20 protein-coding genes and 2 pseudogenes are annotated in these 21,720 nt (G+C 71.4%); 16 read left to right on the forward strand and 6 right to left on the reverse strand.

Annotated features, from left to right (window positions below; all coding sequences use genetic code 11):
* Nucleotides 1–67 precede the first annotated feature (67 nt).
* From ACZ6TI_RS19735 to ACZ6TI_RS19750, 4 genes and pseudogenes are all read left to right on the forward strand, one after another.
* Nucleotides 68–436 (forward strand): hypothetical protein, encoded by a 369-nt coding sequence (locus tag ACZ6TI_RS19735; protein ID WP_465346533.1) that lies wholly within the window; start codon nt 68–70, stop codon nt 434–436.
* Complete coding sequence (locus ACZ6TI_RS19740) at nt 433–1,932, forward strand: caspase family protein (protein WP_465346534.1); 1,500 nt, start codon at nt 433–435, stop codon at nt 1,930–1,932. Before ACZ6TI_RS19735 ends, ACZ6TI_RS19740 begins: the two co-directional genes overlap by 4 nt.
* Before the next feature lie 110 nt (nt 1,933–2,042).
* Nucleotides 2,043–2,192 (forward strand): annotated as a pseudogene (locus tag ACZ6TI_RS19745) (hypothetical protein); the annotation flags it as partial.
* A 554-nt stretch (nt 2,193–2,746) separates the two neighbouring features.
* Nucleotides 2,747–2,968 carry a hypothetical protein gene (locus ACZ6TI_RS19750; protein ID WP_465346730.1) on the forward strand — a complete coding sequence of 74 codons (222 nt, stop codon included), beginning with the start codon at nt 2,747–2,749 and terminating at the stop codon, nt 2,966–2,968.
* 3 nt (nt 2,969–2,971) lie between these two features.
* Here the strand turns inward: ACZ6TI_RS19750 and ACZ6TI_RS19755 are convergent, their stop codons facing one another.
* On the reverse strand, nt 2,972–4,138 hold the full coding sequence (locus ACZ6TI_RS19755; RefSeq protein ID WP_465346535.1) for an RtcB family protein: 1,167 nt from the start codon (nt 4,136–4,138) through the stop codon (nt 2,972–2,974).
* A 65-nt stretch (nt 4,139–4,203) separates the two neighbouring features.
* Nucleotides 4,204–4,920 carry an HD domain-containing protein gene (locus tag ACZ6TI_RS19760; RefSeq protein ID WP_465346536.1) on the reverse strand — a complete coding sequence of 239 codons (717 nt, stop codon included), beginning with the start codon at nt 4,918–4,920 and terminating at the stop codon, nt 4,204–4,206.
* A gap of 69 nt (nt 4,921–4,989) precedes the next feature.
* On the opposite strand from ACZ6TI_RS19760, the gene ACZ6TI_RS19765 reads away from it, so the two are divergent.
* The 5 genes from ACZ6TI_RS19765 to ACZ6TI_RS19785 are packed head-to-tail and all read left to right on the forward strand — an operon-like array spanning nt 4,990 to nt 9,438.
* A complete protein-coding gene (locus tag ACZ6TI_RS19765) occupies nt 4,990–5,919 on the forward strand; it encodes a LysR family transcriptional regulator (RefSeq protein ID WP_465346537.1) in 930 nt (309 codons plus the stop codon).
* Nucleotides 5,920–5,928: 9 nt separating this feature from the next.
* Nucleotides 5,929–7,494, forward strand: a complete 1,566-nt coding sequence (locus ACZ6TI_RS19770; RefSeq protein ID WP_465346538.1) for a hypothetical protein — start codon at nt 5,929–5,931, stop codon at nt 7,492–7,494.
* 22 nt (nt 7,495–7,516) lie between these two features.
* A complete protein-coding gene (locus ACZ6TI_RS19775; RefSeq protein WP_465346539.1) occupies nt 7,517–7,864 on the forward strand; it encodes a metalloregulator ArsR/SmtB family transcription factor in 348 nt (115 codons plus the stop codon).
* Nucleotides 7,861–8,340 (forward strand): SRPBCC family protein, encoded by a 480-nt coding sequence (locus ACZ6TI_RS19780; protein WP_465346540.1) that lies wholly within the window; start codon nt 7,861–7,863, stop codon nt 8,338–8,340. The genes ACZ6TI_RS19775 and ACZ6TI_RS19780 overlap by 4 nt, the downstream gene beginning before the upstream one ends.
* 18 nt (nt 8,341–8,358) lie before the next feature.
* Nucleotides 8,359–9,438, forward strand: a complete 1,080-nt coding sequence (locus tag ACZ6TI_RS19785; protein WP_465346541.1) for a serine hydrolase domain-containing protein — start codon at nt 8,359–8,361, stop codon at nt 9,436–9,438.
* Nucleotides 9,439–9,733: 295 nt separating this feature from the next.
* Here ACZ6TI_RS19785 and ACZ6TI_RS19790 read toward each other — a convergent pair.
* Nucleotides 9,734–9,883, reverse strand: a pseudogene (locus ACZ6TI_RS19790) (LexA family protein); the annotation flags it as partial.
* Between the two features lie 189 nt (nt 9,884–10,072).
* Between ACZ6TI_RS19790 and ACZ6TI_RS19795 the strand changes: the two are divergent.
* From ACZ6TI_RS19795 to ACZ6TI_RS19825, 7 genes are all read left to right on the forward strand, one after another.
* The gene (locus ACZ6TI_RS19795) at nt 10,073–11,035 is read left to right on the forward strand and encodes an ABC transporter substrate-binding protein (protein WP_465346542.1); all 963 of its coding nucleotides are present in this window, start codon (nt 10,073–10,075) and stop codon (nt 11,033–11,035) included.
* Nucleotides 11,032–11,814: an ABC transporter permease gene (locus tag ACZ6TI_RS19800; protein ID WP_465346543.1), complete on the forward strand. Its 783-nt coding sequence runs from the start codon at nt 11,032–11,034 to the stop codon at nt 11,812–11,814. The genes ACZ6TI_RS19795 and ACZ6TI_RS19800 overlap by 4 nt, the downstream gene beginning before the upstream one ends.
* Nucleotides 11,811–12,584 carry an ABC transporter permease gene (locus tag ACZ6TI_RS19805; RefSeq protein WP_465346544.1) on the forward strand — a complete coding sequence of 258 codons (774 nt, stop codon included), beginning with the start codon at nt 11,811–11,813 and terminating at the stop codon, nt 12,582–12,584. Before ACZ6TI_RS19800 ends, ACZ6TI_RS19805 begins: the two co-directional genes overlap by 4 nt.
* Complete coding sequence (locus ACZ6TI_RS19810) at nt 12,584–13,354, forward strand: ABC transporter ATP-binding protein (protein ID WP_465346545.1); 771 nt, start codon at nt 12,584–12,586, stop codon at nt 13,352–13,354. The genes ACZ6TI_RS19805 and ACZ6TI_RS19810 overlap by 1 nt, the downstream gene beginning before the upstream one ends.
* A 77-nt stretch (nt 13,355–13,431) precedes the next feature.
* Nucleotides 13,432–14,739, forward strand: coding sequence for a hypothetical protein (locus ACZ6TI_RS19815; RefSeq protein ID WP_465346546.1), 1,308 nt, complete (start codon nt 13,432–13,434; stop codon nt 14,737–14,739).
* 6 nt (nt 14,740–14,745) lie between these two features.
* On the forward strand, nt 14,746–15,480 hold the full coding sequence (locus ACZ6TI_RS19820) for a CHAP domain-containing protein (protein ID WP_465346547.1): 735 nt from the start codon (nt 14,746–14,748) through the stop codon (nt 15,478–15,480).
* Nucleotides 15,481–15,574: 94 nt separating this feature from the next.
* Nucleotides 15,575–18,934: a 3-keto-alpha-glucoside-1,2-lyase-like domain-containing protein gene (locus ACZ6TI_RS19825; RefSeq protein WP_465346548.1), complete on the forward strand. Its 3,360-nt coding sequence runs from the start codon at nt 15,575–15,577 to the stop codon at nt 18,932–18,934.
* Here the strand turns inward: ACZ6TI_RS19825 and ACZ6TI_RS19830 are convergent.
* Genes ACZ6TI_RS19830 through ACZ6TI_RS19840 form a run of 3 tightly spaced genes read right to left on the reverse strand, consistent with a single transcriptional unit; the run spans nt 18,904 to nt 21,619 of the window.
* On the reverse strand, nt 18,904–20,055 hold the full coding sequence (locus tag ACZ6TI_RS19830; RefSeq protein ID WP_465346549.1) for a glycosyltransferase 87 family protein: 1,152 nt from the start codon (nt 20,053–20,055) through the stop codon (nt 18,904–18,906). The two genes, ACZ6TI_RS19825 and ACZ6TI_RS19830, sit on opposite strands and share 31 nt — an antisense overlap.
* On the reverse strand, nt 20,052–21,083 hold the full coding sequence (locus ACZ6TI_RS19835) for a hypothetical protein (protein WP_465346550.1): 1,032 nt from the start codon (nt 21,081–21,083) through the stop codon (nt 20,052–20,054). Before ACZ6TI_RS19835 ends, ACZ6TI_RS19830 begins: the two co-directional genes overlap by 4 nt.
* Nucleotides 21,080–21,619 carry an RNA polymerase sigma factor gene (locus ACZ6TI_RS19840; RefSeq protein ID WP_465346551.1) on the reverse strand — a complete coding sequence of 180 codons (540 nt, stop codon included), beginning with the start codon at nt 21,617–21,619 and terminating at the stop codon, nt 21,080–21,082. The genes ACZ6TI_RS19835 and ACZ6TI_RS19840 overlap by 4 nt, the downstream gene beginning before the upstream one ends.
* Nucleotides 21,620–21,720 lie beyond the last annotated feature (101 nt).

Genomic DNA, 21,720 nt, shown 5'->3' on the forward strand with positions numbered 1-21,720 from the left:
CGTGCGGGCGATGTGTACGGTGCAGAACGGCCCAGCCAGGGCTGACTCTCAGTGATCGGTGTGATCCATGGAATCGGGAACGTTCGGGATCCGGGTGCTCTGTCCCGGCGCCGACGACGAGTACCTCGCCGACCTCGTCCTCAACCTGCGCGAGAGCGTCCTCGACACGAAGGTCGACGACGTCCGGGCCGCCACCACCGGCCCGGCGCCGAACGGTGCCAAGTCCGGCGAGGCGCTCGCCATCGGCGCTCTGGTGGTGACGCTCGCGCCGACCGTGGCCGAGAGCCTGCTGACCATCGTGTCGTCCTGGTTGAGCCGCCAGCCGAACGACATCGAGATCGAGGTCGACGGTCAGCGGTTCCGGGGCCGGGTGACCCGCGCGCAGCGCGAGGCGCTGGTCGCCGGGTTCCTGCGCCGCCTCGACCGCGACTCATGACCGAGGGGGCGCCGCGACGCCGTGCGCTGTTGCTCGGCTGCGGCATGTTCACTGACGAGTCCCTGCCGGACCTGCGGGCGCCGGGCGAGGACGTGCACGCCCTGGCCCACCTGCTGCGCGACCCCGCGAAGTGCGGCTACGAGGTGACCACCGGGGTCGACCACACCAGCGGGGAGGCGCAGCGCGCGATCGAGAGCTTTCTGTCCTCCGCTCGGATGACCGACGGCCTGAACCTGCTCTACCTCTCCTGCCATGGCCTGCTCGACCAGCGTGGCCGGCTGCACTTCGCCTTCACGAACACCGAGCGTGACCTGCTCGGCTCGACCGCGGTGTCGGCCGAGTGGGTGCGCGACCGGATCAACTCCAGCCGGTCCAAGTCGACGGTCGTGCTGGTCGACTGCTGTTTCAGCGGCGGATTCATCAAAGGCATGCGGATGCGGTCGGCCGGAGCGGGCGTCGAGGCGCTGGTGCAAGATCTGCCGCAGGGCAGCGGGGTCGCGGTGCTGACCGCCTCGGGAGAGACGGAGGCCAGCTTCGAGGACGCCGACGCGCCGCTCGCCCGGCCGTCGTATTTCACCGAAGCCGTGCTCAAGGGGATCTCGTCCGGGGCCGCCGATCTCGATGGGGACGGGCGGATCACCGTCGACGAGCTCTACGAGTATGTCTTCGACCAGGTGACGCGCGGGCCTTCGCCGCAGCGGCCACGTCATCTTGGCGCCGGCGAGGGCCGGCTGGTGGTCGCCGAGGCCTCCCCGTGGCGCCGGGCGAACAACCCCGGGCCGCCGGCATCCCCGCGCCGCCGGACGGCGTCACCGCGACGCAAGCGGACTGCGCTCATCGTGGTGGCGGCCGTCATTGCCGGTGCGGCTGCCTTCGTCGCGCCGGGGCTCGCGAAATACGCGCCGGGCGGCGGACAGGCCAAGCGTGGGAGCAGCACGGCCCCCGCGCCCCCCGGTGAGGTGGTCAGCCCGGCGGCGTCGACCAGCGTCCGGCCGCCCGCGCCGAGTGCGTCCACGGCGATTCCGACCATCCCCGCGGTCGCTCCGACCACGCCGAAGCGCACCACCAAGCCGCCGGCCACGTCGCGGCCGCCCACAGCGCCATTCAAACCGACCGGGAGCATCTCGGCGCCGGTGGCGGACGCCAAGGTCATGAACTGCGAGTATTTCTCCGGCAGCTCTCGGCTGGCCTCCGGGAAGACGCTGATCCTGGCCGTGCGCAACCTCAGCAACGGCGACCCGCGCCGCTACGTGCAGGACGTCTTCGACTGGGACGAGCCCGAGACCCTGGCGTCGTGGCGGGGCGCCCAGTACTTCAGCGGCGACCCCGGACAGCGCTACCGGGTGCAGCTGATGTCCGTCGACCTCGCGGCCGTGCGCGCGGCGCAGGGAAACAACGACGAGTTCGACGCGCTGGCGGACCAGGGGACGCTGCTGGCCACCCGCGACGTGGAGCGGACCGAAGGCGACAACGGTCACGTCTGCCCAGGCTCCTGACTCAGCGATCCGCGGAAGCGGCCGATCAGGTCAGGGTGAACCTTGCCGCTGTCCTGATCGTCAAGGATGAGGCGGAGCTGCTGCCCGCCTGCCTCGAATCGCTGTCCGGTGTGGTGGACGAGGTTCGTGTGCACGACACCGGCTCGCGGGACGGCACGCCGGAGGTCGCCGCCCGCGCCGGGGCCACCGTGACGCACGGCGAGTGGTGTGACGACTTCGCGGCCGCTCGGAACGAGGCCGTCGCGGGCTGCCGGGCGGACTGGGTGCTCGCGGTCGACGCCGACCACCGGGTGACCGGCGACCCCGCGGCGCTGCGGCGGTTCCTGGCGGCGGACACCGACGCCGTGCGGGTCGACGTCGACGACGCCCATCACGCCGACCCCTACCGGCAACTGGAGACCCGGCTCTATCGGCCCGCGGCGCTCCGCTGGACCGGCCGGGTGCACGAATGGCTGGTCCGCCCGGACGGGTCTCCCCCGGCCCGGTCGGCTGCGCCCGCGGCCGTGCTGTCGCTCCGGCACCTCGGGCACGCCACGTTCGGCGACCGGATGCGCCGCGCCGAGCGCAATCTGGCGCTCGTGTTGCGTACCGTCGACGAACTCGCCGCCGAACGGCCCGCGGCCGACCCGCAGCGGGTCGCGATCACCCTGCTCGGGTTGGGCCGGGACTGCGCCGCCGCGCAGCGGTGGCAGCAGGCGGTGGACACCTTCGAGATGGTGCGCGAGCTGTTCCCGGGCACCCGGGAATGGATGCGGGCGACCGACGCGCTGGCCCGCGTGGTGCTGGCGCGTCCGGCTATGACAAGGTCTGCCTCGTGCTGGTCGAACAGCTGCGCGAGGCCGGCGCGGCGCCCGCCTATTGCGACTGGCTGGCCGCGCAGGCGATCGCCCAGCTCGGCGACCCGCACCAGGCCGCCGAGCTGCTGGCCGGCATCACCGAGGTGGTCGACACCACCGGCCGACGCCGCGACCCGACCGCGCTGCGCGAGCTGTCCACCCTGGTCGATCAGCTCCGCACCCTGTCGCCACGGCGCTGAGTCTCAGTCGCCCTTGACGTTGACGATCTGGCGCAGCGTGTGGCGCACCTCCACCAGGTCGTCCGCGTCCCGCATCACGACGTCGATCGGCTTGTACGCCTGCGGAATCTCGTCCAGGAACGCGTCCGTGTCCCGGTATTCGATCCCCTTCATCGCCTCGCGCAGCTGCTCCCGGGTGAAGGTCTTGCGGGCCTTCGACCGGGAGAACGCCCGCCCCGCACCGTGCGGCGACGAGTTCAGCGCCAGCCGGTTGCCCTTGCCGACGACCACATAGGACGCATCGCCCATCGAGCCCGGGATCAGCCCCGCGACGCCCTCCGCCGCGTTGATGGCGCCCTTGCGCGACAACCAGACCTTCTTGCCGAAGTGCTGCTCCTGCTCGGTGTAGTTGTGGTGGCACTGCACCCGCTCGAGCTCCCGGACCGGCGCGCCGACGAACTCCGCGAAGCAGCCGATCACCCGGTCCATCATCTCGTCGCGGTTGGCCAGCGCGAAGTTCTGTGCCCACCGCAGCTCACGGATGTACTTCCAGAACTCGTCCGTGCCCTCCGGCAGGTAGGCCAGATCCGGGTCGGGCAGGCTGATCCACCAGCGCTTCATCGCCTCCTGCGCGACCTTGATGTGGTGTCCGGCGATCTTGTTGCCGACGCCGCGCGACCCCGAGTGCAGGAACAGCCAGATCTCGCCCTTCTCGTCGGTGGAGACCTCGATGAAGTGGTTGCCCGAGCCGAGCGTGCCGAGCTGCAGCGCCCAGTTTCCGGCGTAGCGCGCTGGATCGAAGCCGGCCTTGTCCGCCTGCGCGGTCAGCGACTCCACCCGGCGCCGGGCCGTCTCGGTCAGCTCGGTGTTGTAGACGCCGGCCGACAGCGGCACGGCCGCCTCGATCGCGGTGCGCAGCGGCGACAGGTCGTGCCGGAGCTCGTCGCGGTGGAACTGGGTGCGCACCGCCGCCATGCCGCAGCCGATGTCCACGCCGACCGCGGCCGGGATGATCGCGCCGAGCGTGGGGATCACCGACCCGACGGTGGCGCCCTTGCCGAGATGCGCGTCCGGCATCAGGGCGAGATGCGGGAAGATGAAGGGCATCTGCGAGGCCTTCTCGGCCTGCTTCAGGGTCTCGCCCTCCAGCATGCTCGCCCAGTTCACCAGACGGTCGTTGATCCGCTCCATCGCACCTTCCCCCGTTTCCTTCCGGCCGTCACCGTAGCGGTCGGCGACCGGCCGCCGCGCCCGATTTAGGCAGCCAGGATCGCCGTGAACCGCTCCTGGGCGAGCCGCAGATGCCGGCGGACGCGGGCCTTCACGTCCTCGGCCAGCGGGGTGTCCGGCCGGTCGAGCAGCTCCCGCAGGATCGGCACGGCCGGGTGGTATTTGCGGGCCGAGCGGGTCACCAGCGGGCCGATCGCATAGACGATGCCGACGCCGTTGTCGGTGAAGTCGGACAGCTTGATCACCCGGGCCCACGGCTCGGTCTCCAGGCCCGCGCCCAGATGGCCGACGTAGTGCCGGATCCGGTCGGCGCCGGGTGGCCGGGCCGGCACGGTCACCGCGGCCACCAGTCGCGCGACCCGCGGGTTGTGCCGCTCGGCGATCGCGGCGAGCGCGGCGGCGGCCGGTGGCGGCCCGTGCTCGGTGACGCCGGCGACCGCCCACGGCTGATCCTCGACCACGTCGTGCAGCAGCCCGGCGGCCAGCACGTCGGGGTCGGCCACCCGGTAGTGGCAGAGCATCCGCAGGGTGACCCGGAGCGGATGGTTCAGATAGGGCTCGCGGGTGCGGCGTTGATCCGCGTGGAGTTCGGCCGCCCAGCGGGCGGCGGCGCCGACCGCGTACCGGTGGTCCGTGGGCAGCGCGTGGATCTCGAGCTCGAGGCGGCGGCGCAGTCCCGATTGTCCGTAGACCTCGGTGATGGCGTGCAACGGCATGACCTTCAACTGTGCGTCGGTGTGCATGCCCTGATCCTTGTCGCACTTCTAGTGCGGCAGAACTATCCGATGGCCGGGTGCCTATAGGGTTGTTCTATGACCGAGCCGCGGGTGTCATCCGACGCGCTGGCCGCCTTCGCCGTCTTCGCCGAGCACCTCAACCTCACCCGGGCGGCGAAGGACCTGCGGATCAGCCAGCCGTCGCTGCATTCGAAGCTGGCCACCCTCGCGCGCGAGCTCGGCCGTCCGCTCTACGAGCGCACCGGCAACCGCCTGCGGCTCACGCCCGACGGCGAGCGGGTGGCCCGGTTCGCCCGCGATCACCAGGAGCGGCTGTCGTTGTTCCTGGACGAGTTGCGTGGCACCACGTCCACCCGCCCGCTGGTGATCGCGTCCGGCCACACGGCCTATCTCTACCTGCTCGGCGACACCATCCGCGCGATGCTGGCCGAGCAGCCCGGCAGCCTGCGGCCGATGCACACCAACCGCGGGCAGATGCGGGCCGCGCTGCTGACCGGACGCGCCCACCTCGGCGTCTTCACCCTGCATGTGCTGCCCGACGACCTGGTGACCGTGCCGATCGCGACGTACCCGCAGACGCTCCTCATGCCCGCAGGCCATCGGCTGGCCCGCAAGCGCGGTCTCCGCCTGGCCGATCTGTCCGGCGAGGAGCTGATCGTGCCGCCACCGGCCCGGCCCCATCGGATCAATCTGGAGCAGGCCCTCACCGCGGCGGGCGTGCCGTGGCGGGTCGCGGTCGAGGCCGAGGGACTGCCGATGACGCTGGACTTCGCCGCCCTCGGCGTCGGTCTCGCGGTCGTGGCCGGCTGCGTCGAGCCGGCGCCGGGGCTGGTGGCGCGGCGGATCACCGATCTGCCGCTGATCACCTTCCACGCGGTGCATCGGCCGGGCGCGCTGGACGATCCGCGGGTGGCCGACCTGCTCGCCCGGGTCAAGGCCGGCCTGCCGACGGCGGCTCGCCGTGCCGCGGCCCGACACGCCCGGCCGGCGATGAAAGCACCGTAGGCTTCCGCGGTGAACTCGGACATCGACTCGACGGTCCTCGCGGAGGTGCTTCCCGGGATCGCCGTCGTCTTCGGGAAGGTCCCGCCCGCACTCCGGCTCGACCTGATCGACTTCGGTCTGGTGCCCGTCGGCGATCGCGAACACCTCGCCACGGTCCTCGCCTCCATCGGAGACACCGCGACCGCGGCCGGCCACCTGGGCCACGCCTTCGCCGCCGCACAGGGGCTCTACCGGATCAGCGACGCGACCCAGGCCCTGCTGAAGTCCGGCGGCATGCTCGCCGTCAAGGACGGCGCGAACCTCGGCACGGTGATGTCGTCCGGCCACATCGTCGCTCAGGCCCGGTTCATCCCGGTGACCGCCGTGAGCGCGGCTCAGGCCGCCGCCGCGATCGGGCCCGCGCTGGGCATGATCGCGCTGCAGATGCAGCTGAGTGAGATCACCGGCCTGGTCCGGACCAACATCGCGCTGACCGGCCAGGTGCTCACCGCCATCCGGCACGGGCAGTGGGCCGAGTTGACCGCGCTCGCCGCCACCATCGATCACGCGGTCGACCAGGCGCGGGAGGTCGAGTCGGTGCCGACGTCCCTGTGGGACACCATCGCCGGCAAGAGGGCCGATCTGCGCACGCAGGTCGATCTCTATCGGCTGAACGTCGGCGCGCACATCCGCCAGGTCCATCGGCTCGACCGGCGTGCCCGCCGGGAATATCTGGAGACGAACGCCGAGGCGGTCCTCTTCGACGCGAACGCCCTGCTGTCCTCGCTCAAGGCCTGGACCGGATATCAGGCGCTGCACGCCGCGCGGGCGCGAGCCGCCGGGCCGGGCGACGCCGCGGAGGCCCGCCTGGTCGAGGACATCGTGCGCCGCACCGGCGAGGAGCTGACGTCCGCTCTCGCCGAGACCACCGGCCTGGTCGACTCGCTCACCCGCGAGCTGCGCATCATCGCCGAGCTCCCCGGCCGCGACACGCTGCCACTGCCGGGCCGGCGGCGGGAAGCGAACGCCGCTCGCCAGACCTCCGCCCGCCTCCTGCAGGCGATCGAGCCGCTCGCCGACGCTCTACATCCCCCGGCCCCGGCGCTCGAGACGCCGGGCGTCGTCGCCGCGCCCGGATCGACGGCTCTCGAGCCGCACCTTCGCATCCTGCGCTGGTTCCTCGAGGACGACGAGACCCTGCGCGTGCTCGCCTTCCCCGATCAGGTCGACGCGTCCGGGGCCCTGTCCGCGATCTTCACCGGAGCGAAGGACAAGCTCGCGGCGGTGCGGGACAAGGCGGCGGCCAGGACCCTGGTCGCCGTCACGGATCGCCGGGTCATCACGGCCCGGACGAACGCCTTCCTCGAGCAGGGCGAGATCCGCCGGGACATCCCGATCGACCTGGTGCGATATGTCCGAGCCACCACCCGGGACAGCGGCGGGCGCCTGGCGATCGACCTCATCACCCGCGACGAGAACATCCGCTGGCTCTTCTCGGCCGACATCGACCGCGCCCGGGTGGATGCGCTCGCCGCCGTGCTGGCCGAGTCGATGACGATCCCGGACGCGGAGCGCGAGGCGTTGCGTAACGCGTAACGCATTGGTTACGCTTCCGGGCGTGGACGAGGTGGCCGGGGCGATCGCCGACGCGGTGCGGAGGGAGATCCTGGTGATGTTGCGTGCGCAGCGGCTGAGCGCCGGAGAGATCGCCGACCGGTTCCCGATCAGCCGGCCCGCGGTCAGCCGGCATCTGCGCGTCCTGCGGGAGGCCGGGCTGGTGGCCGATGCCGCGGACGGGCGGCGCCGGGTCTACGCGCTGGTCACCGAGCCGCTCGAGGAGCTGGCCGGCTGGCTGGACGAGCTGCGGCGCCCGACCGGCTGGCAGCACCATCTCGACGCGCTGGAGACCGAGGTCTATCGCACCCGCCGGGAACGGCGGCAGACGAAACATGAGGAGACCGGATGAGCCCGACACCGACCGGACGACTGATCGGCGACGATCTCGTGCTGACCCGCACGTTTCGCGCGCCCATCGACGACGTCTGGGCCAGCCTCACCGATCCGGAGCGCACGGCCCGGTGGTACGGCCCGTGGCAGGGCGACGCCGGGCCGGGTAACAAGATCCAGGTGCAGATGATCCAGGAGGAGGGCAAGCCCTGGACGGACATGACGATCGACGCGTGCGAGCCGCCACGCCGGCTGGCCCTCTCCTCGGTGGATGAGCAGGGTGAGTGGCGCCTGGAGCTGGTGCTCGCCGAGACCGCCGGCGTGACCGAGCTGCGGTTCACCCAGCATCTGACCGGCACCGAGGGCGTCGGCGAGGTCGGGCCGGGGTGGGAGTTCTATCTGGACGCGCTGGTCGCCTCCCGCGACGGCGAGCCGATGCCGAGCTTCGACGACTACTACCCCTCGATGAAGAAACACTTCGAGGCGCAGCGATAAAGCTGCCATCATCGCCCGATGACCAAGGTGCGGGACGCGTTCGAGGCGAATCTGGCGAGCGGCGAGGACGTCGGGGCGTCGTTCTGCGTGACCGTGGAGGGCGCGACCGTGGTCGACCTGTGGGGTGGATTCGCCGACGCGGCCCGCACCAGACCCTGGCGTGAGGACACGATCGTCGGGGTCTACTCCACCACCAAGACCATGACCGCGCTGACCGCGCTGCTGATCGCCGACCGCGGCGAGCTCGACTTCGCGGCGCCGGTGGCGCGTTACTGGCCGGAGTTCGCGGCCGCCGGCAAGGCCGGCGTCACGGTCGCCCAGCTGATGAGCCATTCGGCCGGGCTGTGCGGCTGGCGGGAGCCGATCACCAGGGACGACCTGTACGACTGGGACAAGGCGACCGCCCTGCTGGCCGCGCAGGAGCCGTACTGGCAGCCTGGCACGCGGTCCGGCTATCACGCGATGACCCAGGGCTACCTGGTCGGCGAGGTGGTGCGCCGGATCACCGGCCGGTCGCTGGGCACGGTCTTCCGGGAGGAGATCGCCGAACCGCTCGACGCGGACTTCCACATCGGCCTGCCCGCCACCGAGGACGCCCGGGTGGCCGAGCTGATCGCCCCCGCGGAGCTGCCCACGATGGGCGACAACGAGCTGCAGGTGAACGTGGCCACCAACCCGGAGCTGGACGTCGAGATCACCCGCACGAGGGCGTGGCGGGCCGCCGAGATCCCGGCGGTGGGCGGCATCGGCAACGCCCGGGCGGTGGCCGAGATCCACGCGATCCTGGCGAACGGCGGCCTGGCGAACGGACGGCGGGTGATGTCCGAGGCCGGCTGCCGGCGGGCGCTGGAGCCGCAGGTGGAGGGCGTGGATCTGGTCCTCGGCGTGCCGATCACGTTCGGGCTGGGTTTCGCGCTGGGCTCGGGCTTCATGCCGAACCCGAACACGCTCTACTGGGGCGGCTTCGGCGGCTCCCTGGCCATCGTCGACCTGGACGCGCGCACCACCATCGCCTATGCCATGAACAAGATGTCCGGCACCACGACCGGCGACTTCCGCGCGTTCGGCCTCGCGATGGCCTTCTGGGAGTCGGTGTAGAACGGTCAGGTGCGGCGGAGCACGGAGACGACCTTGCCGAGGATGATGGCCCGGTCGCCGTCGATGTTCTCGTACCCGGAATTGCGGGCCTCGAGCACGGCAGGGTGAGCACCTCGTCGTGGGTCTGCTCGGCCAGGATCGGCGTGCCCGCGGCGATGTCACCGAGCACCGGCACGCCCACCGTGTCGGGCGCGCGCCGCTCGGCGGGTCGCAGGAACATCCGGATGTCGATCGGGCGGGTCGCCGTGCGGCCGCGGCGCAGGAACCCGAGGTCGTCCAGGGCGCGCAGGTGCCGGCTGACCGACGAGGTGGAGGCCAGTCCGAGCGCGTCGCCGATCTCGCGGGTGGACGGCGAGTGGCCGTGCCGCAGCGCCCAGTCCCGGATCACCGTCAGCACCTGCCGCTCGGTCAACGTGGACGTGTCGAAATCCTCATCGGCCAACATGCCCCGATTTTCCCCACCCGGCCGCCCGATCAGGACCGGACGCACCGGCGTTCACCGTCCGGTGGCGGTGGGCGCTCCGGCAAAGATCGACAGCCATTGACGCCGCGTGTCCCGTGGATCTAGGTTCGACGGGCATCTCCCACCGCGTGAAAGCCCATTCGCGACCGTCCTGAAGTGAATGGAGTTCCGATGCGACGATCTCCCCTGCTCGCGTTCCTGGCCGCGACCGCGCTCGTGCTCGCCGGCTGCGGCGGCTCCGGCGACGACGACGGAGGTCCGGCGCCCGGCGGCCCGGACAAGGTGAACACCGGGGTGATCGCGATCGTCGACGTCGCGCCGATCTATCTCGGCAAGGAGAAGGGCTTCTTCAGCAAGCGGAACATCGACCTCACACTGACCACCGCACAGGGCGGCGCCGCGATCCTGCCGGCCGTCCTGAGTGGGCAATACCAGTTCGGATTCAGCAACACCATCTCGCTGCTGCTCGCCACGTCGCAGAACGCGCCGATCAAGGTGGTCTCGAACGGGAACAACTCGACCGGGGTCGACGGCAAGGACTTCGCCGGGCTGTTCGTCAAGGCCGGCAGCCCGATCGCGAGCCCGAAGGATCTGGCCGGCAAGACGGTCGCGGCGAACACCCTGAAGAACATCGTCGAGACCAGCGTGCGGTCGTCGGTGAAGAAGGACGGCGGCGACGCGGCGGCGGTCAAGTTCACCGAGCTGCCGTTCCCCGAGCAGCTTCCGGCGCTGCAGGCCGGCCGGGTCGACGCGATCTTCGTGGTCGAGCCGTTCCAGCAGGCCGCGGTCGCGGCCGGCGCGAAGAAGATCGCGTCCAGCTATGTCGACGCGGCGCCGGACCTGACCGTCGCGATGTACTTCACCTCGCAGCAGCAGATCGCCAAGGACGCCGATCTGGTCGGCCGCTTCACCGAGGCGATGAAGGAGTCGCTGGCCTACGCGGACTCGCATCCGGACGAGGTGCGGGCGGCGCTCGGCACGTATACGCAGATCCCGCCCGCGGTGCGCGACGCGCTGGTGCTGCCCAAGTGGCCGCCGGACGTGAACCGGGCCTCGGTCGAGGCGCTCGCCGACCTCGCGGTGACCGACGGGCTGGTGCCGCAGAAGCCGGACATCGGCAAGCTCCTGCCATGACCGGCCGGGCGGTCCCGGCTGCCCTGGGCCTGCTCGGGCTGGCGACCTTCGGGCTGCTGCTGGAGATCGCGCCCCGGCTCGGCGTGGTGCCGATCGAATACGCGCCACCGACCAGCCGGATCCTCGCCGCGGCGGCCGATCTGCTGGGCCGCGGCGAGTTCCACGTGGCGCTGGCCGACACCCTGATCACCTGGGGGCTGGGCCTCGGCATCGCGGTGGTCGCCGGCATCGTGGCCGGCGTGCTGATCGGCGCGACCCCATTGCTGCGCGCGGCGACCGCGACCACCATCGAGTTCCTCCGGCCGATCCCGTCGGTCGCCCTGATCCCGCTGGTGATCGTGCTCTACGGCTCGACCATCCGATCCACCGTGGTGCTGGTGGTCTACGCCGCGTTCTGGCAGGTGCTGGTGCAGGTGCTCTACGGCGTGGCGGACGTGGACCCGGTGGCCCGGGACACCGCTCTGTCCTACGGCCTGGGCCGCGGGCAGCGGCTGCGGTGGCTGCTCTGGCCGACCGCGCTGCCCTATGTGGTGACCGGCGTCCGGCTGGCCGCCGCGGTCGCGCTCATCCTCACCGTCACCGGCGAGCTGGTGATCGGCTCCCCCGGCCTGGGCAAGGAGATCGACCTGGCCCAGCAGGGCGGCGCGGTGCCGGACGTCTATGCGCTGATCCTGGTCACCGGCCTGCTCGGCGTGCTGGCCAACGTCGGCCTGCGGCTGGTCGAGCGCCGCGCGCTGGCCTGGCACCCGGCCACCCGGCGGGAGGTGGCGCCGGCATGAGGATCCTGGCCCGGGTGGGTCTCGCGCTCGGCCTGCCGGCCGTGCTGGTGGCACTGTGGTGGGTGCTCAGCGCGGGCAGCACCGACTTCTACCGGCCACCGCTCTCGGCCATCCTGACCGCGTTCGCGGACACCTGGACCTGGGACCGCATCCGCGCCGAGGTGCTGCCCAGCCTTGCCCGCCTCGCGGTGGGCTATGCGGTCGCGCTGATCGCCGGCATCGGGCTGGGCGTCGTGATCGGCGCCAACCGGTACGTGCGGGCCTTCCTGGAACCGCTGCTCGAATTCCTGCGCGCCATCCCGCCGCCGGTTCTGGTGCCGGTGTTCATCCTGCTGTCCGGGCTGGGCGACCGCACCAAGGTGCTGGTGATCGCGTTCGGATGCATGTGGCCGATCCTGCTGAACACGGTGGAGGGCGTTCGTGGACGCGACGAGGTGCTGAGCGACACCTGCCGGACCTATGGGATCACCGGCGGCCTGCGCCTGTGGCACCTGCTGCTGCGCTCGGCCAGCCCGCGGATCGTGGCCGGCGCCCGGCAGGCCCTGGCCATCGCGGTCATCGTGATGGTGATCAGCGAGATGATCGCCGCCGACAACGGACTTGGCTTCACCGTGCTGCAGTTCCAGCGCGGCTTCCAGATCCCGGCGATGTGGAGCGGCGTGCTGCTGCTCGGCCTGATCGGCGTACTGCTCGCCTGGGGCTTCCGGGCGGTCGAGCGACGCGTCCTCGGCTGGTATCTCGGCCAGCGGGCCGGGCGACGGGAGTGGTGATGCTCGAGGTCGGCCATCTCAACAAGACGTACGACGGGCACGGCCGCCGGGTCGAGGCCGTCGGCGACCTCACGTTCACCGTGCCGGAGGGGCAGTTCGCCTGCGTGGTGGGGCCGTCCGGCTGCGGCAAGACGACCCTGCTGCGGGTGCTGGCCGGCCTGCTGCCGCCGACCTCCGGCGAGGTCCGCGTGCAGGACCGGCCGGTGACCGGGCCGCCGCCGGGTCTCGCGGTGGTGTTCCAGGAGTACGGCCGCAGCCTGTTCCCCTGGCTGCGGGTCCGGGACAACGTCGAGTTGCCGCTGCGGGCGCAACGGGTGCCCCGGGCGCAGCGGCGGCGGGTGGCCGACGAGGCGCTCGAGGCGGTCGGGCTGGGCGGGGCCGCCTCGGCGTACCCGTGGCAGCTCTCCGGCGGCATGCAGCAGCGGGTGGCGATCGCCCGGGCGGTCGCCTACCAGCCGCGGGTGCTGCTGATGGACGAGCCGTTCGCGGCGGTGGACGCGCAGACCCGCGCCGATCTGGAGGACCTGATCCGCTCGGTCTGGCAGCGGCTCGGCGTCACGCTGCTGTTCGTCACGCACGACATCGACGAGGCGGTCTATCTCGGACAGCGGGTGATCGTGCTGTCCGCGTCACCCACCCGGGTGACCGAGGATCTTTCCATCGACCTTCCGGGTGACCGCGACCAGCTGACCACCCGGGCCGACCCGCGATTCACCGAATTGCGCGGGCGCATCTACGCCCAGATCCAAAAGACCAAGAAGCCTGACTGACCGGCCGACTCTCCGCAGAGGATGGCCGCACTATCCTCATCGTCCGCACTGCGAACGGCGGCGAACGAGGGAGTCCGATGGTGTCCAATCCATCCGGTGGGCGACCGCCGTGGCCCGAGCACTGGGCCGTCCAGGCCGATCTCGAGGCGGATCGGGTGCAGAACCGGCTGGCGATCGCGACCGCCCGGCCGCTGACCCCGGCCGAGGAGGCGACGAGGGCCGCGGTGCTGAGCCACGTGGCCGAGACGCGGGCCGCCTGCCGGCCCACCGGGCGCCGCAAGCGCCGCGGGCCGGGCGACCGGTGGCGTGGGGCGTCGGTCGAGCGGGCCTACCTGCACCTGCACGCCGCCAAGATCTTTCTGGTCGACGTCCTGCCGGAGGGCGAGTTCGCGGCGCTCATCCCGGAGGTGTCGACCCGGCTGGGCATGGCGCTCGACCGCAACGACCCGCGGCGGGTCGAGGGCGAGCGGATGATCCAGAACAGCACCGGCGCGGCCCGGCGGGCCGCGGTCAAGCAGGCGATGGAGACGGCATACGACGCGTCCGACGAGGAGTACGTGCGGCTGCGCGACTTCCGCAACATCATCGTGCTGGCCGCCGCCGCGATCACCGTCCTCACCGGCCTGCTGATCTGGTTCGTCGCGCAGACGCCGGACGCGATCCCGCTGTGCTTCGACCCGGCGGTGGCGGCGCCGGGCGAGCCGGGCCAGGCCGCGGGCACCGTGTGCCCCAGCGGGAACGGGCAGGGACCGACCTTCGGCGACATCCTGATCGTCGCCGCGCTCGGCGGGCTGGGCGGGGCGCTCGGCGGGCTGATCGGCATCCGCAAGCTGCGCGGCACGTCGACGCCCTATTCGGTGTCCACCGCGCTGGCCGTGCTCAAGGTGCCGTCCGGCGCGCTGACCACGATCATCGGGATGCTGCTGCTGGCCGGGGGCTTCGTGCCCGGCCTCACCAACCTGGACAGTCAGCGGCAGATCCTCTCGTACGCCCTGCTGTTCGGCCTGGCCCAGCACCTGGTCACCCGGGTGGCGGACAACCGGGCGCAACAACTGCTGGACAACCTGCCCAGCAAGGACCCGGAGGCGAAGCAGGCCCAGCCGCCGGTGGTGGTGCCGCCGGCCGAGACACCGGCCGAGACGCCCGCCGAGACACCGGCTGAGACACCGGCCGTGGTGGTGGTGACGACGCCGCCGGCCGAAGCGGAGGTGCCGGACGAGTTCCTGCCGGCGCCGGAGGTCGAGGACCTGATCGCCGGCGTGGAGGGGATGGCCGCCGAGGAGTTCCCGCTCGATCCGGAGGAGTCCGACGAGTTCCCGGACGACGAGGGCGTGCCCGAGGTGGACGACGAGATGGCCGCGCAGACCGGCACGGACAGGGGCTGAGCCGAGATGGCGAGGACCGCCGCCGACGTTCTCAAGATCGCCCGCTCGCAGATCGGCTACGAAGAGGGCCGCAACAACGCGAACAAGTACGGCCGGGCGTACGGAATGGATCATGTCTTCTGGTGCCAGCAGTTCGTCTGGTGGGTCTTCAAGCAGGCCGGGGCGGGCAGCGAGATGCCGAAGACGGCGGTGACCCGGGTGGCGTATCCGTGGTACCGGCGGCACCGCTTCCTGGTGCGGGTCCGGGACGCCAAGCCCGGCGACGTGGTGTGGTTCGACTTCAGCAGCAAGCTCAAGCCGGTCTCGCACGTCGGCATCGTGGAGAAGAACCTCGGCCGCGGACGGCTGCAGACGATCGAGGGCAACACCAACAAGGCCGGGTCGCGCTCCGGCGGCGCGGTGCTGCGCAAGGTCCGCTCGTCCCGGATCGTCGCGATCGGACGCCCCCGCTATGCGGCGCCCGCCAAGAAACCGGCCATCGGGGTGGCCGACATGCGCTACCCGGGGCACACGATCCGGCGGAACAGCCGCGAGCACAACACGGTGAAGTGGATCCAGGCGCGGCTCAACTTCGCGGCGGGCAACAAGCACCGGGTGCTGGGCGGCAGGCCGCTGGAGGTGGACGGCGATTTCGGGGCGCAGACGGCCAAGGTGCTGCGGGAGTTCCAGCGTCGCCGCGGCCTGGCCGGGCTCGGCGTGGCCGGTCCGAAGACCTGGCCACTTCTCAACGCCATTCGCTGACTTTCGCCTCAACATACGAAAGTTGTGGACGTGGGACCAGAAGGCGCTTAACGTGTTCAGGCATCGATGCTTATCGAAGTCGGAGAGCGCTCTTATGAAGAATCTGGCGTTACTCAGCGCGGCCGTCCTCGCCGCGACCCTCCTCCCCGCCACACCCGCGACCGCAGCGGCCGTCCCTCCACAGGAACCCGGCGTCACGCTGCGCACCTTCGACCTGCAGACGGCACGTGACGCGATCTGCACGCTCAAGCCCGGCCAGACGCCGAACGTCGACAAGTTGATGTCCACCGTCAACTGGACGACCGCCGCCGACTTCGGCTTCGAGGACCGCTTCCAGGCCGAGGTGATCGGCAACGTCAACATCGCCACCGCGGGGGCGTACACGTTCCGGCTGACCAGCGACGACGGCTCCCGGCTGCGGATCGACGACACCACCGTGATCAACAACGATGGCCTGCACGGCGCGGTCGCGGTGGAGGGCGCGATCACGCTCACCACCGGCTACCACGCGCTGCACGTCGACTTCTTCGAGCGCGACGGCGGCCAGCAACTCACCCTGGAGTGGCGGCCACCCGGCGCGAGCGCGTTCGTGCTGGTGCCCACCTCGGTGCTGAGCACGGACGCCGGCGTGGTGCGGGTGACCGCGCCCGGGCGCAAGGAGTGCGAGGGCAGCGGGGACAGCCCGGGCGACGGGCTGCCACTGGACTCGGTGCACCCCGGTTACACGCTCACCAACCTGCGGCCATCCGGCTTCCAGCCGCAGGTCAGCGCCATGGACTGGTACCCGGACGGGCGCCTGGCGATCGCCACCTGGGGCGGCAGCGACACCATCGCCGGTGAGGTGTACGTGCTCAGCGGCGTCACCGGCGCCACGTCGCCGGGCCAGGTCACGTACCGGAAGATCGCGACCGGCCTGCGTGAGCCGATGGGCCTGAAGATCGTCGACGGCAAGATCTACGTGTCCCAGAAGCATGAGCTGACCGAGCTCAACGACACCAACGGCGACGGCAACATCGACCAGTACCGGACGGTCGCCACCTGGCCGTTCGACGGCAACTTCCACGAGTTCGCGTTCGGCCTGCTCTACAAGGACGGCTTCTTCTATCTGAACCTGTCCGTGTCGATCGACCTGGGCGGCGCCACCACCGAACCCCAGGGCTCACCGAACCGCGGCACCAGCCTGAAGATCAACCGCTCCACCGGCGCGGTCCAATACGTGGCCGGCGGCCTGCGCACCCCGGACGGCCTGGGCTGGGGTCCGGAGGGCGACATCTTTGTCACCGACAACCAGGGCGGCTGGCTGCCCGCCTCCAAGCTGGTGCAGATCAAGCAGGATCGCTTCTTCAACCACTACACCAACCCGGACGGGCCGTTCGACGGTCAGCCGGTCACCCAGCCGGTGCTGTGGCTGCCGCAAAATGAGATCGCCAACTCGCCGAGCACCCCGCTGCTGCTCGACACCGGTCCCTATGCCGGGCAGATGCTCTTCGGCGACGTCACCTACGGCGGCGTTCAGCGGGCCTTCCTGGAGAAGATCAACGGGCAATATCAAGGCGCGGTCTTCCGGCTCACCCAGGGCCTCGAGATGGGCGTGCTGCGACTCAGCCAGGGCCCGGACGGCGCGCTCTATGCCGGTGGGCTCGGCGCGGGCGGCAACTGGGGCCAGGAGGGCAAGCTGACGTACGGGTTGCAGAAGCTCACCCCCAACGGCGCCGCGGTCTTCGACATCAAGGCGATGCGCGCGATCGCGGACGGCTTCGAGCTGGAGTACACCCAGCCGGTCTCCACCGCCACCGCCGCCTCGCTCGCCGCGCGCTACCAGGCCAAGCAGTGGCGCTACGTGCCGACGGCCGAATACGGCGGTCCCAAGGTGGACGAGGAGACGCTGCCGGTGGCCTCGGCGACGCTCTCCGCGGATCGGCTCAAGGTGACTCTCAAGCTGTCCGGGCTCAAGCCCGGCCGGGTCGTGCACGTCCGCTCCCCCAGGCCGTTCACCTCGACGTCCGGCGCGTCACTGTGGAACACCGAGGCCTGGTACACGCTGAACAGCCTGGTCGACGGCACCACGGTGCGGTCCGGTCTGGTCGAGGCCGAGCACTCCGGGCTGAGCGGCACCGCGTCGCGGGCCACCGACCACACTGGATACACCGGCACCGGGTTCGTCGCCGGATACAACTCCGTCGGCGCGGCCACCACGTTCACCGTGAACGTGCCGTCGGCCGGCTCGTACCCGATCGCGCTGCGCTACAGCAACGGGCCGAACCCGTCGGCAGGCGCGAAAACCGTCAGCCTCTATGTCAACGGCAGCAAGGTGAAACAGGTCAGCCTGGCGAGCACCGTCAACTGGGATACCTGGGCCACCGCGGCCACCGAGACGGTCAGCCTGCGGGCCGGCGGCAACACCGTCGCCTACCGGGTGGACACCGGCGACGTCGGGCACGTCAACCTGGACAGCCTCACCGTCGGCACCACCGCGACGCCGAGCGCGCCGAAGACCGGATCCATCACCGGGATCGGCGGGAAGTGCCTCGACGTGAACAACTCCGGCACCGCGGACGGCACGAAGATCCAGCTGTGGACCTGCAACCCGTCGTCGGCGCAGAGCTGGACCCGCGAGGGTGACAGCCTGCGGGCGCTGGGCAAGTGCCTGGACATCGACAACGGCGGCACCGTCAACGGCACCAAGGTGCAGCTCTACACCTGCAACAACAGCGCCGCGCAGGTGTGGCAGGCGCAGGCCAACGGCTCGCTGCTCAACCCGCAGTCCGGCAAGGTGCTGGACGTCGCGGGCGGGGCCACCACGGATGGCACCCAGGTGCAGATCTGGGAGTGGGCGAACGTCGCCCAGCAGCGCTGGACCCACAACAACCCGACCCGGGTCACGCTGTTCGACGGCGGCAGCCTGAACGCCTTCCAGAACGCCGACGGCAGCGCGCCGACGTGGCCGATCTCCGGCGGCTCGGCCGAGGTGCTCGGCGGCGACATCCGCACCAAGCAGACCTTCGGCGACTTCAAGCTGCACGCCGAATTCTGGCTACCCAACCTGCCGTCCGACGTCACCGGACAGGCGCGCGCCAACAGCGGCATCTATCTACAGGACCGGTACGAGCTGCAGGTGCTGGACACCTTCGGCAAGGCGGTGCTGGCGAACAACGACAGCGCGTCGATCTATCTGAAGGCGGCGCCGAGCTCGAACGCGGGCACGGCGCCGGAGACGTGGCAGACGTACGACGTCACCTTCCGTGCGGCCCGCTGGAGTGGCGGCACGAAGACCGAGAACGCCCGCGTCACCGTGGTGTGGAACGGCACCACGGTGCACAACAACATCGCGATCGACGGCCCGACCGGCGCCGGTGCGGCCGAGGGACCCAACGCCCTGCCGATCCGCCTGCAGGATCACGGCGACCCCGGCGCGAACGTGCGCTACCGCAACATCTGGATCGAACCCGCGTGATCCCGGGGCGCCTCGAGCCGGTGGTCGATCGCCGGCTCGGGGCGCACCGGCAGGCGCCAGACCAGCACGAGCATCATCAGCACGAAGGTGTTGGCCGCCAGCAGGTTGTCGCCGGCCCACCAGATCGGCGACAGCACGCAGAGCCCGTAACAGGCCGCCGCCGGCACGATGTCGCGCCACCGCCCCGATTTCGCCAGCACGATCAGGGCGATCGGCAGGAAGACCAGGTGGTGGGTCCAGGCGATCGGGGTGATCAGGTTGGCGGTGAGTCCGACCAGGGTCAGGGCGGCCACCTCCTCCCCGTACCCGTGAGCCTGTGCGGCCCGGCGCAGTCCGGCGACGGCGACCGCCGCGCACACCGCGACCCAGACGACAGCCGGCGCGGTTTCGGTCTCGGACAACCGGGCGAGCAACCCGGACAGCGCCTGGTTGGCCACCGCGTCGGCCGCTCCCACCCGGCCGGTGCGCCAAACCAGTCCCCCGAAGTACTGCCACGTCTCGCGCGGCACCAGCAGACCGGTCGCGGCGGTGAGGCCGGCGAAGGTGGCGGCGGCGACCCCGGCGGCCCGCCAGCGCCGGGTGACGAGCAGATGGACGATGAACAGCGCCGGCGTGAGCTTGATCGCGGCGGCGATGCCCACGCCGATGCCGGTCCAGCGCGAGCCACGCCGGCCGAGCACCATCAGGTCGAGCACCACCAGCGCGAAGAGCAGCAGGTTCACCTGGCCGAGGCCGAGGGTCTGCCGGATCGGCTCGGTGGCCAGCAACGCCACGAAGGTGAGCGCCAGCACGGCCTTGCGGCGCACCCCGAGCGCCCACAGCGCGACGCCGAGGGCGAGCATGCTCAGCACCGTGCTCAGGGCGCCGGCCACCGCGGTCGAGACCATCGCGGTGGGCATCAGCACCAGCGCGGCGAACGGCGGATAGGTGAAGCCGAGCAGCCCGCGCACCGGCGCCCGATATCCGTAGAGCTCGCCGTCGCCCAGCCACCACCGGATCGCGCCCTGATAGATGGCCATGTCGAAGTAGCGGTAGTGCCGGTCGAACACCCACACGACGAGCAGCACCAGCAGAACGGCGAGTCCACTGCGGACGATCAGCTGGCGACGGCCCGGGGTCACGGGGTGTCGCTGCTGGTGACGCCGGTGACCGCGGTGCTGTACTGCACGGCTCCGGGGGTGAGCGTCGCGTTCGCCGGACCCGGCCGGCGTACGACCGCCTGGGTGAAGCCGATCTGATCGGAGCCTTCCCGCAGGAAGATCTGCCAGTCGATCAGCCCGTGGCGTGGCGTCTCCCCGGTGTAGGCGAGGCCGATCGCGGGCCGGCCGAGGGGATCCGTGGCGGTGTCCAGGGTCCGCACCCGGGTCAGGCCGGCCAGGGTGCGGAAGACCTTGGCCCGGTCCGCGCCGCTGAGCGAGTTGGTGAAGGTGTCCAGCAGCCTGGTGCACTCCCGGAAGAGCCATCCCTGCGCGTCGACCGGCGTCTCGCCGGTCAAGGCCACCCGGTCGATCATCGCGTCGGCCGCCGCGGCCGGATCCTCCGGCAGGTCGCCCACCGCGCCGTCGAACTCGGGATCGCCGGCCAGGTCCGGCGACAACCCCTCCTCGGGCGCGGGCGGCAGGTCGGCCGCGTCCGGCGAGCCGTCCCGGCGGTACGCCGCGGCGTCCCCCGCGGTCAGCGGCCGCACGCTCGACCCGTCCTCGCCGATGGCCAGCCAGCCCTCGCCGGGCCGCCCCTCGGCCGGCTGCACGCCGCGCACCGAGTCGACCCGGATCACGTCGTAGCCGCCGGCCGAGGACAGGTGCACGACCCGCCCGGTGGTGCCGGCGACGTGCAGGAACTGACCCTGGGCGTGGCTCTGCCCGGCCACAGCGGCGGCGGCCGTGAAGACGGCCGGCGGCGCCGCGATCGTGGCCTGTTCAGCGACCGGCTCCGGGCGCAGTTGCCGCGCGGCCACCGCGCCTCCCCCGCCGAGCAGCACGACGGCAGCCGCCGCGAGCGCGACCCACCGGCGGCGCGCGGGCCGCCGGGCGGGTGCTTGCGCCAGGACCGTGCGCAGGCAGAAGAGTGCCTGCGAAGAAGGCGCCGACCCGGGTACGGGCACCGGGTTGGCCGCGGCCAGGCGGGCCATGGCGTCGTGTTCGTTCATGCCGATCGCGCCTTCCTGCTCGCCGGGGCGGGCCTGGTCAACGCGGCGGGTTCCTCCGCGGCGAGCAGCTTGGCGAGGCGGCGCCGGGCACGGTGGACGCGCACCTTGAAGGTCACGGTGGAGCAGCCCAGCACGGTCGCCGCGGCGTCGTTGTCCAGACCCTCCCAGCCGATCAGCAGCAGGGCCTCGCGGTCGGTGGGCGAGAGTCGCAGCAACGCCTGCCGCAGGCCGGTGTCGGCGATCACGGACAGCGCGTGGTCCGGGGCGGGCTCCAGGCGGTAGCCGGCGATCTTCTCGGCGACCCGGGCCTGACGGCGGGCGGCGCGCATCTCGTTCGCGAGACAGTTGCGCGCCACCCGATAGAGCCAGGGCAGCGGCGGCGTGGGTAACCGCTCGAAGTGCCGCCAGGCGATGGTGAAGGTGTCGGCGACCACGTCGTGCGCTCGCGCCGGGTCGGTGCGCCGCGCCACGAAGGCCAGGACGAGCGGGTAGTGCGCACGGAACATCTCCGTGAACTGCTCATGCCCGCTCGTCATCCGTCGCCCCCTCGCCGCGCCCCATCCTCATCGGTGTTAGGTCCGGCAGGCGGGGCGCGGTTACGAGAGCTATCGATCTGTTACCTGAAAACTGAGCCGAT

The sequence above is a fragment of the Actinoplanes sp. NPDC051388 genome, from assembly GCF_055586225.1.

Excerpts from the sequence above, each read along its gene's own strand:
- ACZ6TI_RS19825 (WP_465346548.1), top strand. The coding sequence starts at position 15,575 with ATGAAGAATCTGGCGTTACTCAGCGCGGCCGTCCTCGCCGCGACCCTC.
- ACZ6TI_RS19835 (WP_465346550.1), bottom strand. The coding sequence starts at position 21,083 with ATGAACGAACACGACGCCATGGCCCGCCTGGCCGCGGCCAACCCGGTG.
- ACZ6TI_RS19800 (WP_465346543.1), top strand. The coding sequence starts at position 11,032 with ATGACCGGCCGGGCGGTCCCGGCTGCCCTGGGCCTGCTCGGGCTGGCG.
- ACZ6TI_RS19785 (WP_465346541.1), top strand. The coding sequence starts at position 8,359 with ATGACCAAGGTGCGGGACGCGTTCGAGGCGAATCTGGCGAGCGGCGAG.
- ACZ6TI_RS19740 (WP_465346534.1), top strand. The coding sequence starts at position 433 with ATGACCGAGGGGGCGCCGCGACGCCGTGCGCTGTTGCTCGGCTGCGGC.
- ACZ6TI_RS19815 (WP_465346546.1), top strand. The coding sequence starts at position 13,432 with ATGGTGTCCAATCCATCCGGTGGGCGACCGCCGTGGCCCGAGCACTGG.
- ACZ6TI_RS19755 (WP_465346535.1), bottom strand. The coding sequence starts at position 4,138 with ATGGAGCGGATCAACGACCGTCTGGTGAACTGGGCGAGCATGCTGGAG.
- ACZ6TI_RS19735 (WP_465346533.1), top strand. The coding sequence starts at position 68 with ATGGAATCGGGAACGTTCGGGATCCGGGTGCTCTGTCCCGGCGCCGAC.
- ACZ6TI_RS19780 (WP_465346540.1), top strand. The coding sequence starts at position 7,861 with ATGAGCCCGACACCGACCGGACGACTGATCGGCGACGATCTCGTGCTG.
- ACZ6TI_RS19760 (WP_465346536.1), bottom strand. The coding sequence starts at position 4,920 with ATGCACACCGACGCACAGTTGAAGGTCATGCCGTTGCACGCCATCACC.
- ACZ6TI_RS19795 (WP_465346542.1), top strand. The coding sequence starts at position 10,073 with ATGCGACGATCTCCCCTGCTCGCGTTCCTGGCCGCGACCGCGCTCGTG.
- ACZ6TI_RS19840 (WP_465346551.1), bottom strand. The coding sequence starts at position 21,619 with ATGACGAGCGGGCATGAGCAGTTCACGGAGATGTTCCGTGCGCACTAC.
- ACZ6TI_RS19810 (WP_465346545.1), top strand. The coding sequence starts at position 12,584 with ATGCTCGAGGTCGGCCATCTCAACAAGACGTACGACGGGCACGGCCGC.
- ACZ6TI_RS19765 (WP_465346537.1), top strand. The coding sequence starts at position 4,990 with ATGACCGAGCCGCGGGTGTCATCCGACGCGCTGGCCGCCTTCGCCGTC.
- ACZ6TI_RS19820 (WP_465346547.1), top strand. The coding sequence starts at position 14,746 with ATGGCGAGGACCGCCGCCGACGTTCTCAAGATCGCCCGCTCGCAGATC.
- ACZ6TI_RS19805 (WP_465346544.1), top strand. The coding sequence starts at position 11,811 with ATGAGGATCCTGGCCCGGGTGGGTCTCGCGCTCGGCCTGCCGGCCGTG.